Origin of the sequence: Saccharothrix sp. ALI-22-I (assembly GCF_001984175.1) — a bacterium.
Classification (GTDB): Bacteria; Actinomycetota; Actinomycetes; order Mycobacteriales; family Pseudonocardiaceae; genus Actinosynnema.
In genome coordinates this window covers 130,066-147,729 of the sequence record NZ_MTQP01000060.1, presented here as the reverse complement: position 1 = coordinate 147,729, position 17,664 = coordinate 130,066, and the positions used below count along the sequence as shown (strand labels likewise).

Genomic DNA, 17,664 nt, shown 5'->3' with positions numbered 1-17,664 from the left:
CGGGGTTCGGCACGCGGTCGTCGCCGGGCCCTCCCGTCGGATGGCCGGGTGTGGTCATGGTCGGCTCCCCGCGGGTGGTTCCGGCGAGGCGGTGGCGCCGGGTGCCTCGCCCGTGTGGTCGGTTGCGCGGGGGCTGCTTGTGCTGTCCTGGTGGGTTCGCTGCGGGTCGGAGAGGTCGACGGCGGGAGTGGTCAGACCGTGGGTGCCGAGGCGGGCCTGTGTCCAGGCGATCGGGTCGATGACGGCGAAGACTCCGTCCGCGAGCTCCGTGAGTTCCTCCAACAGCCCGTCGAGTCCGACCGCGGTTCGCGCGTCGAAGTCACGGAGTCGACGAATGTGATCGGTGAGGTCGACCCAGTTCGCTTCCAAGGCCGCCATCGAGGCAGCCACGTCGGGTATGCCGGCCGCCTGGGGATTCGGGGCCGTGTGGTCGTGGGAGGAGTTGTTCATGCCGTTGCTCCCGGTGCCGGTGCCTGGCTGAGGTCGGCTTGGCCCAGTGGCTGGGTGGCGTCGCTGTGGCGGGTGGGCGAGCACAGGTAGAACGGCCCGAACGGGCTGGTCAGGGTGCTCAGGTGGGGGTCGAGGTGGTCGCGCAGGTAGACCGACAGCCAGGTCGCGGATTCCTCGCCGGACAGTTCGTGCCAGGACAGGAACAAGGCGATGAAGCGCTGGACGGCGTCGTGGTGCAGCCACCAGGTGCGGCACCAGCGGATGCCGTTGCCTTCGCCGGAGGTGCTGGTCTTGCGGACCATCGGCGCGATGTGGGTTTCCACCCACGCGTGCAGGACCGGCAGGTCCGGGCCGGGGGTCGCTCCGGCGGTCGGTGTGCCGTCGGGGGGTGGTGCTCCGCCGTCGAACAGCGGCACGAGGTCGCCGCCGCCGAACAGCACGTCGACACCGCCGGCGACGGGGCCGCCCGCCCCGCTGTCGGCTCCCGGCTCCCGGTCGGGGCCGTAGGCGCCGAAAAGACCCTCGTCGAACACGGACGGGCCGGGGCCGTCGGGGCCGTCGGGGTCGTCGCCGGGGGTGCCCTGGCGGGTGAGGGTGGTGAGCGTGTCGGCGTGTTCGACGTAGTGCATGGCCAGGGTGCGGACGGAGGTTTCGACGTCGTCGAGGCCCTTGGCCGCCCACTGGGTCAGGCCGCGCAGTTCGTGGACTTCGGTGACCAGCTCGAAGTTGTCGGCTTCCAGCGCGGCCACGCGCTGCTCCAGCTGTGCCAGGCGGTCGGGGGCGGTCATCGGCGGCCACCTGCTGCCAGTTCGGCGGTGAGTGCCGCGGCGACGGGGTTGTCGGGGCCGAGGTAGTCGATGGCGGCCTGCTGGACCTGGGAGGTGGCCTCGCGCGAGTAGGTGGTGATCTGTTCGGTGAGCGGGTCGCGTTCGGCGTACCAGGGGTGCAAGGTGAGCAGAGCGGTGCGGCGGCCGGCGCTGAACATCAACGCGTGGGTCTTGGGCAGCGCCGCGATCTCCGAGGCGGGCATGATCCGCTCGGTGCGCAGTGACCGTGAGGTCGAGCCGCCGCCGCTGGAGTAGGAGGTCGAGACTTCCTCGACCTTGTGGTCGCCGACCAACTGCGAGAGGTATTCGGCGAAATCCGCGTCCTGGACACCGGCGCCGACGGTCTTGATCGTCGCCGCGGACCAGAGCGCGTCGAAGCCCTCCTTGCCCCAGACCGCGCGGCCCTGCTCCCGCGACTGGAGGATCACGGTCACCATCAGGCCCATCGACCCGAAGTAGCTGTACCAGTTCGGAAGTTCGGGCAGGCGGACGATGTTCGCCGCTTCGTCGAGGCTCATGCAGACCGTGGGGTCCAGGCGTCCGCCGTTGGCCTGGGCGGCGCGCGTGCAGATCTCGATCAGCTCACCGACGATCGCGGCGACCACCGGCCGGCCGCTGCCCTCGCCCTCGCGGGAGAGCAGATAGAGGGTGGGGTGCGGGCCGACGCCGCGGGTGATCAGGGTCCACAGGCGCAACTCGGCGATGGATTTCGGGTCCGACGGTGGCTGCCGCCAGGTCGAGGGCGGGGTCACCCAGCGCAGCAGCGCCTCGGACTCCAGGCACGACAACGCGGTGGCGACGCCTTCGTAGATGCCGCCCTTGGTCTCCGGCGCCAACTCCAGAGTGGACTTCAGGCTGGCCGCCTGGTCGCCGTACCCGGCCTTCTCCAGATGGAACGCGGGTTCCTCGGAGCGGGTCGCCACCCACATCACGACATCGCGCAGGGTGTGTCCGGAGCACGCGGCCGCCAGCAGCATCTGCCGCAACGTCTTCTGCGACGCCGGGGTGAAGAACGGGTCGGCCCGCTCGGTCCCCCCGCCGCCGCCGACCTCGCGCATGAAGTAGGAGGCCATGCGGGAGGCGGACTCGACGCTGGTCACCGTCGCCAGCGGGTTCCACCAGAAGCGCTGCTGCTGGTAGGTGATCAGCTGGGGGTCGAACAGGAAGACGGGGCCCTTCTTCGCCCGCACGGTGGCGGTCAGCAGCCACACGTCGGGCTTGTTGCTGGTCGCGACGACCGGGCCCGGCGCGGCGAGGATGTCCGGCACGACCTTGGCGCTGGTCTTGTTGGAGCGGGGGCCGCAGATGACCAGTTCGACGTCCTCGAAGGACTTGTAGAGCGTGGTGCCCGAGACGTCGCCGAGGGACACGCCGACCTCGAGGGGGCGCAGCGTCTTGGGCTTGCGGCCCTTGAGCGAGGGGCGCAGCCCGATGGCGCGTTTGGCCACCGCGCGCAGTTGCAGGTCGCGGAACGCGCGGGGCGCGGTCATCGCCCGCCGCCCGTCGCGCGGGCTGCGACGACGGATGACCAGTAGCGTCACCGTGATCGCGACGCCCGACACCACGACGACTTGTCCGCAAAGGACGATGAAGAACAGGGGTGTGGACCCGTCGGTGCCGATCAGTCCGGGCAGGCCCTGTTTCTTCAGGGTGGTGGCGACGTCGCCGTAGGGCGGCACCGTGAACCCGTCGGCCGACGCGAGGTGGGCGGCGACCCACGCCGCGCCCAGCGCGGCGAAGATCAAGCCGATCACGCCGGTGATCAGCCAGGGCGCGACCGGTGCCCCGCCGCCGGCGTTACGGCGTGTGTACGGACTGGACATGGCGGCTCGTCACATCCGCACGGTGTTCAGGCGTGCGTCGTGCCGCTGTGCGCCGTACGTCGGCGGCGGACGTCGCGGTCGCCGCCGCGGATGTGCGGTTGTGCTGTCGGTGCTGGTCATCCCCTGTCCCCCCGAACAGTGATGTGGCGGTGTGCGTGGCGGTGTGCGTCGACGACCCGGTCAGGGCGTCCGGTGCCACCGGTGGACTCGGCGCGATGCGCGCCGGGTGCGCGGGCGGTGTCCGGCCGTCATGCCGCCGGCCCGGTGTGCTGGAACGCGGCGTCGGTGTTGTAGAGCTCCAGTTCGCGGCGGTGCAGGTGCATGCGCACCGGCAGCCCGGCGCGCTCACCGGCCTTGATCAGGTAGAGACCGCGTCCGGGGTGGCGCTGGCCGGGCACCCAGGTGCCCGCGCTCTGCCAGGAGGCCAGCAGTTCGGCCTCGCGGCTGGACAGCGTCGTGGCCAGCGAACCCAGTTCGGTGGCCGGGAGTCCGCCGTAGACGTGCACGGCGCACCTGCTGGCGATGCCGCGGGCCTTGGCCCGGTCCTCGGCGGTGGGCAGGGCCTCCAGGTCGTCCATGGAGTGCGTCAGGTACATCGACGCCACGCCCTTGTGGCGGTTCAACCTCGTCATCCGGTCGGACTTCTCGACCAGGCCGGGGCCGGTGCGCAGCGCCCGCCACGCTTCGTCCTGGACCCACAGGATGTTGCGGCCGGCGCCGGCCTGGCGGGCTTCGATCATGCCGCTGCCCCAGGCCCAGCTGCACAGCATCGCGGCGGCGACGACCTCGTCGGTCTCCTCGTCCAGTGCGCTGATGTCCAGGCTGGTCGCCGGCGACTCCGGGTCCAGGCGTGCGGTGCTGCGCCGGTCGAACAGGCCCCGCAGTGGCCCTTCGACCAGCAGGTCCAGCGCCGACAGCACCGGCCGCATCAGGTCGAAGTACCGCCTGACGTCAGCCTCGACGCGCGCGGCGTCCAGCAGCCTCGCCGGCGCCTGGTCGAGCACCCGCAGGACCTCGGGGATGGTGGGTTGGCCGTCGATGTCGGCGTCGGCTGCCAGGTCCAGGGCGCGGCTGACGATGTTGCGCTCGGTCGGGGTCGGCTGGCGGTCCAACTCCAGCAGCAGCAGCCCCTCCAGCAGCGCGGACTGGCGTGCCCGGATGCTTTCCCGCAGCGCGTCGCGTCGCCGCCCCGCCGGCTCCCGGGCCAGCACCTGTCCCAGCGGCCCGGGATCGAGCGGGTTGATCGCGTCGTGGCCCCGGCCGACCTTGATGACGGTGCCGCCGAGGTTGGCGATCAACGCCGAGTACTCCCCCTTCACGTCCGCCGGTACGAACAGGTTCCATCCCATGGCGACCAGACCGGTGCCCAGGCGCTTGGCGAACGCGCTCTTGCCCACACCCGGTTGGGCTTGCACCCACAGACCGGTATTGGAAATGAGCCCCATTTTCAGCCAGTCGCCGGGGTGGAGACCCACGGGCTCGTGCGTGAACAGGTCGTGGCCGATCGGCACGCCGCGCACCCGCGAACCGCTGCCGCCGACGAACGGATACAGGCCGGCCAGTTGCGCGGTCGTGCCCTGCCACACCGTGGCGCTGCCGACGTGGTGGTCCCGGCCGCCGCCGGCGGTCGCCCAGCCGCGGGCGGGCGGAACGGGCCGGGCGCGCAGATCGGCCAGCGGGTCGAGCCTGGCCGGCACGACCCGCGCCGCGGCGGCGGCCACCGTCTGCGGCACGCCCCCGCCGTCGAAGGGCGCGGAGGCGTCGGGAGGTGCTCCCTTCGCTCCCTTCGCGCCCTTGGGCGGTTGGCCCGCCGGCCCGGGTGTCGGCGTCGGCGCCTGTCCGTGCTTCGCGGCGGTACGGCCGCGCCTTCGTCGTGTCCACAGCATGTCGTCCCCCAACGACTCGGAAAGCCTGGTCTTGTGCCGGTCCCCCGACCGGCGTGCGCTCGTCGTCGACGTGCGCGTCACGGCCCGTGGCCGCGACGTCGCCCGGTGCGTGGTCTCCGTCGGCGTCCGCGGGCGGGGAGTCGTCGCCGGCCGCCGCGCGGTCGGAATGGCCGGGGCGGCGGTGTGCGCCGGACGGGGCGCCGGTCGGGGCGGGGCAGTCTGGTCACCGCGCCCACCGGCCCCTCTTGGACAGTTCCGGCGGGTAGATGCCGGCCCCGAGCGAGGCGACGAAACCGGCGTGCTGCCAGCCCCAGCAGCGGCGCAGCCGCAGTTTGGCGTTGCGGGCGCGCGACTCCATGTCGGCGATGGCGTCGGGCAGTTGACCCGGGTCGGACACGGTGGTGGTGACGTACATGGCCCACAGCCCCACACCGGCGCCGTGGGCTTCCTCCTCGGCGGCCTGGACGGCGCGGGCTTCGTCGGCGCGGTCGCGGGCGGTGTCGTCGACACCGCGGCGGTGGCGCAGCTGGCGGCGGAACGAGCTGCCCGACGCCTCCCGGGTCACGACGTCGCCGGCCTGGTCGGCGGGGTAGGGCTGGTAGGTGATGCAGACCCGGCGGTGGTAGCGGCCGGGGGTGACCAGCGGCGCGAGGATGGTGGAGGTGACGTTCTGCTCGGGCAGCGCGGCCATCGCCCACGACACGCTCCAGCCGGAGTCGTGCCAGTAGTGGTCGGTCAGCGACTCGGCGCGCACCGGTCCGGCGTCGGCCCAGGCGAGAAGGTGGTTCTGTTCGGCCAGGCGACCCAGTTCGCCGCGGGCGTGAGGGTCGTAGGCGCTGCGCAGCCAGTGCGTCCACTGCGCCGCGGTCGCCCGTCCCAGGGTGGCGACGCCGGTCAGCGGCAGGTCGCCCTCCAGACCGGTCAGTGCCCGGCTGACCTCGGCGACGCGTTCGGAGTCGTCCTTCGGCGCGGGCCGGGCGCGTTGTGGTTGGAACGTCATGTTGACCCGTGCGCTGATGTCGGCCGTCGCGCCGCGATGCGCCTCGGCGACGTCGATCATCGTCTCGCGTGCCACGGCCGGGGCCGCGGGGTCGAGACGTTCGGCGACGTAGTCGGCGAGTTCGACGCCGGTGGCCGGCGCGGATTCCACGACGATCGCGATGTGTTCGATGGTCGGCTCGTAGCCCAGTGACGCCAGCCAGCCGGCGAAGCTCCCGATCCACAGATCGGTGCGTTCCTGGTCGGCCAGCACGGTTCCCACCGGCGCGACGCGCACGCTCGAGGTCAACCGGCCGGTCCGCCGGTCCCACAGCAGCCCGTAGGGCTGCCCGAGTCCGTCCTGAGTGGACAGCGGCATGACCGGCGCCAGGACGCCGGGCAGTTCGTGACGGCGCGGGTGTGTGGTGAACACGCCGCTTTCCCAGTCCGTCCACCCGCGTCGCCGGGCGGTGCGGGTGCGTACCCAGATCACCACCGCGCCGCCGATCGAGGTGCCGTGGGCACGGTGCGGGATCAGCGTCAACGCGGCGGTGATCACCGCGACGGCGATGACGACCGGCAGGATCAGCAGCGGCAGGCCGAAGGTGGCGATCACCATCCACACACCGAGTGGGACGAACAGGCACGCGGTCATGGCCGCGGTCTGCGCCTCGGTCAGCCGGCCGACACCGAAACCACGCCGTGCGCGCCACCCGCCGTATGTCCTCGTCTTCATCGTGTGTTCCCGTCGTTCGAGGCCGCACCGTCCGAGCCGGTCATCGCCCCACCGATCTGTTGCGTGCCCTGCTCGGCCGCCGCGGTCGCGGCGACGACAGGGCCGGCCGCCGCGCCCGCCGTGGCCGTCGTGCCCGCAGCCGCCCCCTGGATGCCGGTGCCGCCGGTGGCGGGGACGACTCCGGAGTTGTCGCCACCCTGCGCGGGTTGGGTCGCTGTGCCGTTGCCCGGAGGCTGGGCGGTCGTCGCGGACGGATCGCCTGTCGGTCCGCCGGATGGGCCGTCGCCGTTGTGGGCGGGGGTCACCGACGCCGCGTCGCTGTCGTTTCCGTCCTGGTTGCCGGCGGGGCCGCTGCGGTCCATGAACCGGCTGAACGCGCCGGCTCCGCTCCCGCCGCCCAGTGCCGACGCGGCGGCCCCCATCGCCGCGGCACCTCCGCCGCCCCCGCCGCCCGAGACGAGTTGCTGGCCGCCCCAGTCGAAGAACTTGAACAACGTGGACATGCTGAAGACCGCGAGGAAGATCACGGCGATGCCGACCAGGGCGGACGCGAGGGTGCCGCCTGTGCCCATGAACTTGAATCCGACGGCGTAGATGACCCCGGAGACCGGCTGGTGGAGGTCGATGGCCAGGCCGACGCCCAACACCTTGGGCAGCCACGGCTTGGTCCGCTCGGTCATCTGCCCGGCCGCCGCCGTAGGCAGCAGCGCCAACAGGACGAGCAAGCCCGCGAGACGGAGGAAACCCAGACCCCACTGGATGAAGGAGAGCACCAGCAGGATCAGCGCCAGGCCGAAGACGGCGCCCGGCGCCGTCGGGGTGAGCACCAGCAGTGTGGCGGTCGTGGATTCGGAGAAGTCCTGGATGCTGTCGTCGAGGACCTGGTCGACCAGGGCGACGCCGCCCTCGTGGATCAGGATGGCGACGGTGCCGCCGAGCGAGGACCAGGCGACGAACGACAGCAGGCCCATCCCGGTCGTGACCAGCGGATCGGCCTTGCGGCGGTACATCAGCAGGATTCCCTGCCAGATCACCCCGCCGACCAGCAGCGCGATCCCGACATAGCGCAGCATGCCGTGGATCTCGCCGATCGCGGGGCTGGACAGCATTTCGCTGCGGTCGTCGCGCAGATACCAGGTCATCGACTCGGTCAGCAGGGTCGCCGCGCCCTCGACGAGGGTCTCGGTCAGGCCGCCGAACCACGAGTCGGTGACGTCCTGCGCGATCTCGCCGGGGCTCTTGAGCGTGGTGGTGGTGTCCGCGTCGCCTTGCGCGGGGAAGTCGTTGAGCGCCTTGGCGCGGAACGCCTCGATGCGGCGCACGTAGTCGTCGCTGAAGGTGTTCCATGCCTGGCAGCGCTGCTTCTCGACCTCCTGGGCGTTGTCGCAGCCGATGTGGAAGCCGTCACAAGGAGCGCGTTCGGCGCCGAAGAACCGGTTGGTCTCCCCGGCCCGGGTGGCGTCCGATGCCCGGTCGGTGCAGTAGTACGAGGTCTGGTGCCCGTCGCCCGCGGTGACGCCCCACGGAAAGCCGAAGGGCTTGGTGTCCGGGCTGGTACCGGCCCAGCGCCGCACGTCGTCCACGCAGTAGTCGCGCGGGATCGACGCGGCGATCTCGCCGGGCAGCCTGCGGTAGCCCGCGAGAATGGCGTCGTTGCGCGGCTTGTCCTGCGCCTCGACCTCCGCACCGAACGCGCCGGCCTGGAAGTGTTCCAGCAGCTCGGGGGTGTCGACGATGATGCTTGCCGCCCACAGTCCGAAGTCACCGCCCTTGTCCCCGCAGTCCGGGGCGGTCATCCACGGCGAGGACTTCCAGCCGTCGCTGTCGGGCACGTATTTCTGCAAGCCGGCGGGCAGGCCGTCCAGGCCGGTCACCGGTGCGGCCGCGGCCGGCGCACCCGTGACCAGGGCCAGCACGCCCAGCAGCAGGACGAGCAGCGCCGGTCGCCGTACACGGGCGCGAAGGCGCGGACGGGAGCGGTCGAGGCGGGGCACCGGTCAACGCCTCCCGCGCGAGACCCGGCGATGCACCAGCGGCACCAGCAGCAACGCGGCCAGCCCAGCGGCGCCGATGCCGATCATCGGCAGCCAGGAGCCGCTCGTCGTGACGGCCGCCCGAGCGACCGCAGGGTGCGCCGCGATGGCGTCGCGCCGCACCTGCTCGACCCGGCGTACGTGGTTCTCCGCGAAGGCGTTCCACTGCGCGCACGCGGTCTTCGCGCCCGTGGTCTTCGCGCCGTCGCAGGAGATGGCGAACCCGTCGCACGGGCCGCGTTCGGCTCCGACGTGCCGGTTGTACTCCTGCTCGCGGGTCGAGTCCGGGTCGCGGTCGGTGCAGTAGAAGGAGCTCTGCCCGGTGGTGCCCCACGCGAACCCGAAGGGCTTCATCGTCTCGTCGGCACCGGCCCACCGGCGCACGTCGTCGACGCAGTACCCGGCGGGCACGGTGTCCAGGGCGTTCTCGCCGAGCGCGCGGTAGCCGTCCAGGATCGCCTTGTTCCGTGCGGCGGCGGCCGAGGCGCTGGGCTGGTAGTGCTCCAGCAGTGCCGGGGTGTCGCGCAGAACGCTGATCACCCACAGCGAGAAGTCCCCGCCGCGCCCGGCGCACGTCGGGATCACCATCCATGCGGCGCGCTTCCACTCGGCCGAGTCCGGCACGTACTTCGTCAACTCGGCAGGCAGAGGCCGGTCCTGAGCCTGCGACGACGCGGAGTCGGCCCCTGCGGCGGCGACGCCGCCGACTGCGGCCGTCAGCAGGGCGGAGACCGCCAGCAGCAGGGTCGCGGCGACCCTGGCAAGCATCGCGACGGGCGTTGCCGGCCCGTGCACATCGTGGCGGCTCATGAGACGAAGAATCCGACGAACGAGGCGGCCCCGAGCACCATGGCGACGCCGCCGACAATCCAGGGAATTCCCAGGGCGCCCTCGATCGCCATGTTGTTGCGATTGCGCCGACCGACGATCATCGCGATGCCGACCCACATCCCGCAACCGACCGCACCGACCAGTCCACCCCATTTCATCCACGCCAGCATGGTTTCCGCGCCATCTGCCAACGGCCCTTCCGGCGCCATCGGCTCCGGATCGGGAAGTTCGATCTGCGAAAGAAAGTCAGTGAATTCGAGCACAACCGTATGCACGCTCATTAAGCCTGATCCCCCAACGTGATATGGAATGCGCGGTCGGCCCCCCTGGCCGCCGCGAAAGAATGCGACTGCGACCTATGGCCGCCCTGCGGTGGGCGGCGGCCACAGTCCGATCCCGCCCGGACCGGCGCGCGACAGCGACGTCCGGCGCAGACCGCCGGCGACAGGCGCGTGAGGCGGGATGTTGCGCGGACCTGCGGCGTGCGAAGGGATGATCGGCGGCAACGCCGACCGGGGCTGGAACAGCGCCATGTACGTGCGTTGGTCGCGCATGGACTTGATCGCCTTGGGCAATTCCGTCCACAGGATCGCCAGGTCTCGCCCTTTGGGCATCGCCTTTCCGGGGGCGGCTGCCATGCCCACCCATTCGCGGCGGTGCCTCACCTCGAATACCGCGAACGCGTGGGTGCGTGCCAGGTTCAAATGCACGTTGGCGTTCTTGACGACCCCGCGCTGGGTGTCCATCACGACCAGGATCGGCTTGTGGAACCGGAGGGCCTCGTTCAGTGCCGGGCCGACGTTCATCGCCGAGGCGACGGTGTTATTGGTGACCAGTACGTCGATGCGCCCACCCGCGTACCGGTTGGCGTCGACGATCGGAGATCGAGGAAAGGCCATCGTCAGGAGTCGCACAAACGTGCCGACCCCGGCGCCACCGGCTACACCCGCCACACGCAATGGCTCGAATTGCCCACCCGTCACCGTGTCCCCCGACACTGGTCGCGGCACCGGCGTCGCGCCGTTGCCGTCACCGTCGGCCGGGTGGGCCAGTCCGACGGCGCTGTTGCTGTTCATCGGGCCCGGTCGGGTGACCGGGACGTCGTCTCCCAGTGGGGTCTCGGCGCAATGCCGAGGCCCCCGTGCCCGGTGCGCGTAGGCGGGGCCTGCGCGTCGGGCGGTGCTGCTGCGGCGGTCTGGACGAGCCGAGGCTTGTCACCTCCCGGCAACACGAGCCGGGTTGCCCGTCCAGACCTTGCCGCCCCCAGATCACGAGTCCCGCCGCGTACCGTCCGGCGATTGCCGGTGAAGATCGTGGTCGGGCGCAGCCCCCCGGCTTACCCGTCCAGCGACCTTCACCCTCGGTGACGCTCCATACCGAACGGGTGTTCGATAATGCGGCGCGCCGGTCCCGCCGGATTGCCGACCGCCGCCAGGGTTCTCCCGTCCCGACGACGATCGCGGATACGCAACGTGTTCGCAATCCCCCCTTACGGGGGCAATTCGACTCGCGTCGTCGCTCACCGTGAGGTGATCGGCTTCGCGAGCCAATGTCAGACTAACACTCGGATGGCGTACACCGCTCCTGTGACACGTAACTTTCCGTGAGATTTGCTCCGGCAGCTCAGCTGGGAGTGTCCGTCTCGACGAGAGCTGCGGTCGACGATGCCGTGGCTACGACCACCCGGTTACGGCCCGTGCTCTTGGCGCGGAAGAGCGCCCCGTCGGCCCGCCGCGCGAGTTCGTCCAAGTCGCTCCCGCCGCCCCGGGTGACGGCGATACCGACCGACACGGTGCAACAGGGAACACCGTCGGTGCCGATGCGGATCGGTTTCCCACCGGCGGGAAGGGTGACCGCCGTACGCAGGCCCTCGACGGCGATGCGGATGCGCTCCCCCGCCTCCATGGCCTGGTCGAGGTCCGAGCCGCGCAGCAGCACCACCATTTCCTCGCCGCCGAAGCGGCACACCACGTCGTGGTGTCTGATCTGCCGGCGCAGTTCCTCGGCGACCGCCCTGAGCAGCTCATCCGCACCGTGGTGTCCGATCCGACCGTTCCACAGCTTGAAGCGGTCGATGTCGACGAACAAGTACGCTGTCGGCTCCCCCAGGCGTTCGTCGTCGAGTAGGGCCAGCGCGGCAGCGGGCTCGAAGCCGCGGCGATTGAGCAGGCCGGTCAGTGGATCGTGCAGGGCATCGGCCTTGAGTTGCGCTCGGTCGGCGTGGGCCTGCTGGAGGTGTTGCTCGGTGCGCGCTGAGCGAATGACCACGGGCACGAGCAGCAGAACGAGCAGCGGACTGAGCATCTGGAGCACGGCGATGCCGACAGCCAGGGCCAAGGTGTTGAGGATGGCCATGTTCGCGGCACGGTCACCGAACAGCCCGGCTGGCGACCAGTCCCTAGTGGACAGTCCGCGCACGACGCCGATCACCACCGCCTGCCCGGCGAAGTAGCTGGCCATGGCCGACGCGACGGCCAGTGCCGCCCAGACCATCTCGGCAGGGCGATCCGGCAGCGACGTGGTGGCGGTCAGCCATTCCCGCAGCCGCGTCACGGTCGCCACGGCGCCCGTGCCCAGGATGCTCACCGCGACCGCGGACGTGGTGAACACGAAGGTGTGCGGCGGACGGCGGGCCACGAGGTAGCGCTGGGTCCTGACGCCCACCAGCAGAAGCAGCGTCAGCGGCAGTGGCAGCACGAGCGCGCCGCTGGCCAGCCACAGGCTGGTCTGGTCCACGTATTCGCCACCGGGGCGGTGGGTGCCGCGGCGGCGTTCCTCGAGCTCCCTGGTCAACACCATGTGCAGCACCGCCGCCGTCAGCAGCGCGGCGAAGCGCATCAGATCGTCCGCGGCCACGCGGGCCGTTGCCGACAGCCAACCGCCTACACAGGCCACGAACAGGTGGACCAGCAGGACCCAGACCACGACACCGCGCGGCCGGCTCCACAACTGCCAGGCGCATACCTGCCGCCGAATCCGCACTGGTGCGGAGGTGATCCGCTTCCGCCAGAGGATAATGCCGGTGCTCAACCGAGTTCTCCCCGACCGAGCGACAGGTGGCCCCCCCATGACTTGCCGCCGCTTAATCGTGCCGTGGGACCGAGGCTCTGCGGAGGTGAGTTTCGTGTTCGTGCCCCCCGGACGCGGTGACCGCGAATGGCCCTGATCCACATCGCCCTGAATCCCCCTTGCTCGTCATAGCCCCATGGGAGGTGCCGTTGTTGCCGGGTGGACCCGTCCGGGGTCCCCCAACCCTCATGTCGACCCACGAGGCTGGCCTCGCCCTGGTCCGAAGGTGTACAGGTGGAGCAGGCCCAGCGTCGGTCGATGCAAAGACGCGGACCACACCGCGCAGAGAATCGGTACAGGCGGCCACGGCCCGCTCGACCGCGTCACCGAGGACATTCACCTGTTGCCGCCGGGCTTCGTCGAGGAGGAACAGTGGATGCCCTGGTGCTCATCCACGTGCGAGAACGATGCGTGCCTGGTCCACGGCGAACACCTCGCACCCAGTGTCCGGTCAGCCTCGGCGTCGGGCGGTCCGACGCGTCCGGCCGCCAGCGTTCCAACGCCTCGACTGCCACGCCAGCCTGGACGGCGAGCTCGTCCAGGTGTAGGCCGTGACGCCCTCGTCGGTATTCATAATCTGCCCCCGCCTTCCTGTGCCGACATGCGGGGTCGGTGAGGAGCTGGGCACCTCGCCGACCCCTTGACGTCGGTGTGCGCCGGGCAGACCGCAGCTCACCCCCCGACGGCAAGCTGCGGTCGACCCGTCGCCGTCCCCTGGCACGGCAGGTCGGTGTCCGCCCGAGCAAGATCCAGCATGGCCATGACCGCGCCGGATTGACTACGAGGCCGGGCCGCAGATTTCGGGTCTAGGGAATCGCCTGCGAACCCCGGTTTCGAGACCGAACCCCCTGGTCGATCAGGCGCGTCCCGTACCGGGTGGGGCATGTCTACCCAGGGGGTGCATGGGATGTGCTCAGGGGGAGGTGCGCGTACCGACTGGGGGTGGAGGTCCGGGCGGTGCGGGATGGACGGGCAACCCGGGGGTGCCGCTCGTGATCAAGCTCTGGTTGTCTCCGAAAGGGGCGGCCGGAGGATGTCGAGTCCTGTTGACACACAGTGATCACAGTGGAGGTCCGGATGGCGGGTCGGGATGCGGTCGACGCTGGTCACGGCAGCCGCGGAGGCGGTGGGTCGACCCCGAGGTGGATGGCGGACTTCGACCACCTCGCGCCCGGCGTCGGTGACGTGATCCACGAGCGGACCGCCGAGCTGCGCAGTGCCTGCCCAGTGGCGTACAGCGGAGCCTACGGCGGCTACTTCGTCGTCACCGGCTGGGACGAGATCGACCGGGTGGCCAAGGACGACGACACGTTCTCCTCCGCGGTCGACGGGCTGGGCGCGACGATGGTGCTGCCGCAGTCGGAGAAGGTGACAGCACCGCTGTTCGAGTCCGACCGACCCCGGCACTCGGTATGGCGGCGCGCGATGCAGCCGTTCTTCACCCCCGCCGCCGCAGCGCGGATCGAGCCCGAGATCCGGCGCCTGGTGCGCGAGGTCCTGGCCCGGTTGGCGCCTCGCGGGCAGGCGGACCTGGTGGCCGAGTTCGCGGCGGTAGTCCCGCCGCTGGTCACCGCGACGATCCTGGGCGTGCCGGATGCGCGCCGAGGGGAATTCGCCGTCCTGACCAGGGGCCTGTTCGGAGCGACGTCACCCGAGCAGGCCGCCGGGGCCGGCGGTCGACTCGCCGCGCTCCTGACGGGACTGATCGGTGAACGGCGCGGCGCTCCGGTGCGCGACGTGCTCGGCGCGGTGGTCAACACCACCGTCGACGGTGTGCCGGCGACCGATGAGGAACTGCTCAAGCACGCCTTCCTGATGGTGGCGGCGGGCACTCTCACGGCGGGCGACACCATCGCCAACACTGCCCTGGTGCTGGCCACCGACGCCGGGCTCCGGGCTCGCGTGCTGGCCGACCGGACGTTGCTCCCCGCGGTGATCGAGGAGAGCGTGCGGCACGAGTCGGCGGTGGCCGCCACCGGACGCACCGCGCGCCGGGACACCGTGCTCGCCGGTGTGGACCTGGTGCGGGGAGACCGGCTGTTGCTGGTGTGGGGCAGCGCCAACCGCGACCGGACCCGTTTCCCCGACGGCGAGCGGTTCCGTCTCGACCGCGCCCACCCGACCCGCCACCTCGGGTGGGGTGCCGGAGCGCACCGGTGTCTGGGCATGCACCTGGCGCGGCTTCAGCTGCGTGTGGTCTTCGAGGAGTTGCTGGAGGTCCTCGGCGATTTCGAGCCCGAGGAGGGGTTCGCTCCCCGGCGCACGTTCGGCGTGCTGCGCGGCCTGCGTTCGGTGCCGGTGCGGTGGAAGGTGGGCGGCAGCACGCCGGGGTGACCGGTCGGCTCGGGTCCACCCGGTCACGGCCGGGCAGCGGGGGTACGGCGTTGGCAGTGCAACACCGCCGCCGCGGTCGGTGCCCTACACCACGGCCCCTGTTCGCGCGGCCGGGACGCGTGTCGGTCAGGGCGCCTGGACCGGCAACTGCTTGACCGGCAGCTGCCTCATCCACTCGACCAGCGCCCAACGGTCGGGGACGCCCAACGCACGGTAGGTGCTGGTCAGGTGCTGCTCCACCGTGCTCTCCGACACATGCAGCCGCCGTGCGATCTGGCGGTTGGTCAGTCCTTCGGCGACCAGAGCGGTGATCTGCTGTTGCCGGCCGGTGAGGATGCTCCAGGTGGCGTTCGCGTAGCGCTGTTCGTTGAGCAGCAGGGCGTCGCCCGCGACGATGTGCGCGGTCAACGCGAGGCGGTGGACCTCGGCCGCGGGCATCGCCGCGCCCTGCGCGAGGATCGGCTCGAACTCGCCGTTGAGCAGCACGGTCAGGGTGTCGCGGGCGCGTTCGCGTTGCCGACGGAACGGGGCCAGGCCGACCACGTTGACGTTGGTGTCGTGCTGGATGGCCAGCGCGCCGCCCATCAACGTCGCAGCGTCCACGGCGACGTCGCGGGCGCTCTCGGCGGATGTGTTCTCGGCCAGCTTCCCCGCGATGGCCGCCAGCGACCAGAAGCACGCCTCGCTGCCCCAGGTCGAGCCCCACTGCTCGCCGAGCTCGATCTGGGTCTCCAGGCCGGCGCGGAACCACTTGGTGGCCTCCACCGGCCGCTCGTGCATCAACGGCGCCAGGCCTCGGGCCCATTGTGCCCAGCTGATCGCCCAACGCGCCCCGGCGCGTTCGGCGTCCTCCAGGCACGTCTGCGCGACCCGCACGCCGGTGTCGTCGTCCCCCCAGAACCCGGCGCCCAGTGCCCGCATCAGCAGGAAATTCGCGCGGTCGCCCTGGTACTCGGGGCCGAGTTGCCCGAACAGGTCCACGGCGCGTCCGAGCACGTCGATGCAGTCCGGGGTGCCGACGGCCAGCATCAGCCACGCCCCTTCCAGAAACACCAGGGGTGCGATCCCGTCGGCGGGTTGGCCGGTCATCGCGGCCAGCTCGCGGGCCTGCCGCAGGTGCACCTCGGCCTTGTCGGGTTGGCCCTGGCACAGCCGGATCCATCCCAGCAGCGTCGTGGAGCCGATCCGCTCCGGCGTCGGTGCGACGGGAACCAGGTCCAGGAACTTCTCGAACCCGTCGGACCACTCGCCCAACAGGGCATGGAAGAAGGGCAACCGCAGCCTGGCCAGGTGGTAGAGGATCTCCAGACCGGTGTGGTGCTCTCCGCTCGCCGGATCGGCGCACCAGTCCAGGGCGGCACGGAAGTTGTCGATCTGGTCGAACGCCTGTTGCAGGATCTCGACCTCGCGGGGCCCGAACCAGGTGTCGGCGTAGTGCTTGGCCAGGTCGCGGAAATACCGGGCATGGCGTGTGCGCACCTGCTCGTACTCGCCGTCCTCGATCAACCGGAGCCTGCCGTACTGGCGCAGCGGCACCAGTTGTGCCACGCGCCCCGGGGTGGCCCGTTCGAGGAGCGACTGGTGGATCAGGTCCTGCACCAGGTCGACCACCGCCGAGCGGGGCACCGTGACGCCGTCCGTGCCGCCCTGCGCGAGGACCTCGTTCCCGCCGTCGGCGCAGACGGCCTCGATGTCGGCGAAGGTGACGCTGCCGGCGAACGCGGAGATGCGGGCGAGCAGGCGGCGGTGCTGCGGGGTGACCGACCGCCAGGAGAGGTTGATCGTCTCCTCCAGTTTGCGGTGGTGCCGGGCCAGGCCCCGTCTGCTGCGCCGCCGGCCGCCGGCTTCGGCGTTGAGCAGCCTGCCGTCGTCCAGGCGTTCCAGCACGTCGCGTGGCGCCATGCCGCCGATCAGGCGCACGGCGACCAGCTCCAGGGCCAGCGGCAACCCGTCGGTCCAGGCGACCAACTCGCCCAGGCTGTCCCAGTCGTAGTGGGAGTCCAGCGGCAATCCGCCGTCGTTGAGGCGTTTGACCAGCAGGCGTTCGGCGTCGGATGCCACACCGCAGCGCGGGTCCTCGCACCGGTCGTCGCAGTCGCAGTCGCCGGGGGCCAGCGACAGCGGCGGCACGGGCACCACCCGCTCGTCGCCGATGTTCAGCGAACCGCGGCTGGTGGCCAGCACCCGTAGGCCGGGCACGTCGTCCAACAGGTCCTCGACCAGGTCCGCGACCTCGTCGAGCAGGTCGTCGCAGTTGTCGAGCACCAGCAGCGTGTCACCGCGCCGTTTGAGGTGGTTGACGATGACGGTCAGCGGCCGATCGGTGCCCTGGTTGGTGATGCGCAGCGCCTCCTGCACCGTGCAGTGCAGCCGCTCTTCGTCCTGCTGTTCGATGTCGGCCAGGCTCGCGACGGCGATGTAGCCGGGATCGGGATCACGGCCCGCGGCTTCCAGGCGGGCTTGGTGCTGCCGGGCAGCCACCCGCACCGCCTCCTCGGCGACAGCGGTCTTACCGACGCCGCCGGTGCCGAACAGTGTCACCACCCGGTCGAGGGTCTGCCCCATGAGGAAGTCCACGACCTCGGCCACCAACTCGCGGCGCCCGATCAACGCCCCGTCGGCAGCGTCGCCCGCCGATCCCCGTACCCGTTCCACCGTCATGCCCCTCACCGCCGCGTCGTCCCCCATCGCGTTCCG

At 71.2% G+C, this 17,664-nt stretch carries 12 protein-coding genes; 1 reads left to right on the top strand and 11 read right to left on the bottom strand.

What is annotated here, in order from left to right; translation table 11 throughout:
• Window positions 1-54: 54 nt before the first annotated feature.
• The 10 genes from ALI22I_RS20200 to ALI22I_RS20155 all read right to left on the bottom strand — a co-directional run bounded on the left by ALI22I_RS20200 (window position 55) and on the right by ALI22I_RS20155 (window position 12,594).
• Window positions 55-450 (bottom strand): hypothetical protein, encoded by a 396-nt coding sequence (locus tag ALI22I_RS20200; RefSeq protein ID WP_077007087.1) that lies wholly within the window; start codon window positions 448-450, stop codon window positions 55-57.
• On the bottom strand, window positions 447-1,238 hold the full coding sequence (locus ALI22I_RS20195; protein WP_077007086.1) for a DUF4913 domain-containing protein: 792 nt from the start codon (window positions 1,236-1,238) through the stop codon (window positions 447-449). Before ALI22I_RS20195 ends, ALI22I_RS20200 begins: the two co-directional genes overlap by 4 nt.
• Window positions 1,235-3,100: a type IV secretory system conjugative DNA transfer family protein gene (locus ALI22I_RS20190; protein WP_077007085.1), complete on the bottom strand. Its 1,866-nt coding sequence runs from the start codon at window positions 3,098-3,100 to the stop codon at window positions 1,235-1,237. The genes ALI22I_RS20195 and ALI22I_RS20190 overlap by 4 nt, the downstream gene beginning before the upstream one ends.
• 248 nt (window positions 3,101-3,348) lie before the next feature.
• Window positions 3,349-4,833, bottom strand: coding sequence for a hypothetical protein (locus tag ALI22I_RS20185; protein ID WP_077007084.1), 1,485 nt, complete (start codon window positions 4,831-4,833; stop codon window positions 3,349-3,351).
• 376 nt (window positions 4,834-5,209) lie between these two features.
• Window positions 5,210-6,700, bottom strand: a complete 1,491-nt coding sequence (locus ALI22I_RS20180; protein WP_077007083.1) for an SCO6880 family protein — start codon at window positions 6,698-6,700, stop codon at window positions 5,210-5,212.
• On the bottom strand, window positions 6,697-8,694 hold the full coding sequence (locus ALI22I_RS20175) for a hypothetical protein (protein ID WP_077007082.1): 1,998 nt from the start codon (window positions 8,692-8,694) through the stop codon (window positions 6,697-6,699). Before ALI22I_RS20175 ends, ALI22I_RS20180 begins: the two co-directional genes overlap by 4 nt.
• Window positions 8,695-8,697: 3 nt before the next feature.
• On the bottom strand, window positions 8,698-9,543 hold the full coding sequence (locus ALI22I_RS20170) for a hypothetical protein (RefSeq protein WP_143532324.1): 846 nt from the start codon (window positions 9,541-9,543) through the stop codon (window positions 8,698-8,700).
• Complete coding sequence (locus ALI22I_RS20165) at window positions 9,540-9,845, bottom strand: hypothetical protein (protein ID WP_077007080.1); 306 nt, start codon at window positions 9,843-9,845, stop codon at window positions 9,540-9,542. The genes ALI22I_RS20170 and ALI22I_RS20165 overlap by 4 nt, the downstream gene beginning before the upstream one ends.
• Window positions 9,846-9,920: 75 nt before the next feature.
• Window positions 9,921-10,562 (bottom strand): hypothetical protein, encoded by a 642-nt coding sequence (locus ALI22I_RS20160; RefSeq protein WP_143532323.1) that lies wholly within the window; start codon window positions 10,560-10,562, stop codon window positions 9,921-9,923.
• Between the two features lie 625 nt (window positions 10,563-11,187).
• Entirely contained in the window at window positions 11,188-12,594 is a 1,407-nt protein-coding gene (locus ALI22I_RS20155) for a GGDEF domain-containing protein (protein WP_179118287.1), read from the bottom strand.
• Between the two features lie 1,185 nt (window positions 12,595-13,779).
• On the opposite strand from ALI22I_RS20155, the gene ALI22I_RS20150 reads away from it, so the two are divergent.
• On the top strand, window positions 13,780-14,967 hold the full coding sequence (locus tag ALI22I_RS20150; protein WP_077007078.1) for a cytochrome P450: 1,188 nt from the start codon (window positions 13,780-13,782) through the stop codon (window positions 14,965-14,967).
• A 126-nt stretch (window positions 14,968-15,093) separates the two neighbouring features.
• On the opposite strand, the gene ALI22I_RS20145 is transcribed toward ALI22I_RS20150, so the two are convergent.
• On the bottom strand, window positions 15,094-17,628 hold the full coding sequence (locus tag ALI22I_RS20145) for an ATP-binding protein (protein ID WP_143532322.1): 2,535 nt from the start codon (window positions 17,626-17,628) through the stop codon (window positions 15,094-15,096).
• Window positions 17,629-17,664: the final 36 nt, after the last annotated feature.

Bases quoted from the DNA above. Each gene is read 5' to 3' on its own strand.
- ALI22I_RS20165 (WP_077007080.1), bottom strand. From the start codon at position 9,845: ATGAGCGTGCATACGGTTGTGCTCGAATTCACTGACTTTCTTTCGCAG.
- ALI22I_RS20145 (WP_143532322.1), bottom strand. From the start codon at position 17,628: ATGACGGTGGAACGGGTACGGGGATCGGCGGGCGACGCTGCCGACGGG.
- ALI22I_RS20150 (WP_077007078.1), top strand. From the start codon at position 13,780: ATGGCGGACTTCGACCACCTCGCGCCCGGCGTCGGTGACGTGATCCAC.
- ALI22I_RS20200 (WP_077007087.1), bottom strand. From the start codon at position 450: ATGAACAACTCCTCCCACGACCACACGGCCCCGAATCCCCAGGCGGCC.
- ALI22I_RS20170 (WP_143532324.1), bottom strand. From the start codon at position 9,543: ATGAGCCGCCACGATGTGCACGGGCCGGCAACGCCCGTCGCGATGCTT.
- ALI22I_RS20180 (WP_077007083.1), bottom strand. From the start codon at position 6,700: ATGAAGACGAGGACATACGGCGGGTGGCGCGCACGGCGTGGTTTCGGT.
- ALI22I_RS20190 (WP_077007085.1), bottom strand. From the start codon at position 3,100: ATGTCCAGTCCGTACACACGCCGTAACGCCGGCGGCGGGGCACCGGTC.
- ALI22I_RS20195 (WP_077007086.1), bottom strand. From the start codon at position 1,238: ATGACCGCCCCCGACCGCCTGGCACAGCTGGAGCAGCGCGTGGCCGCG.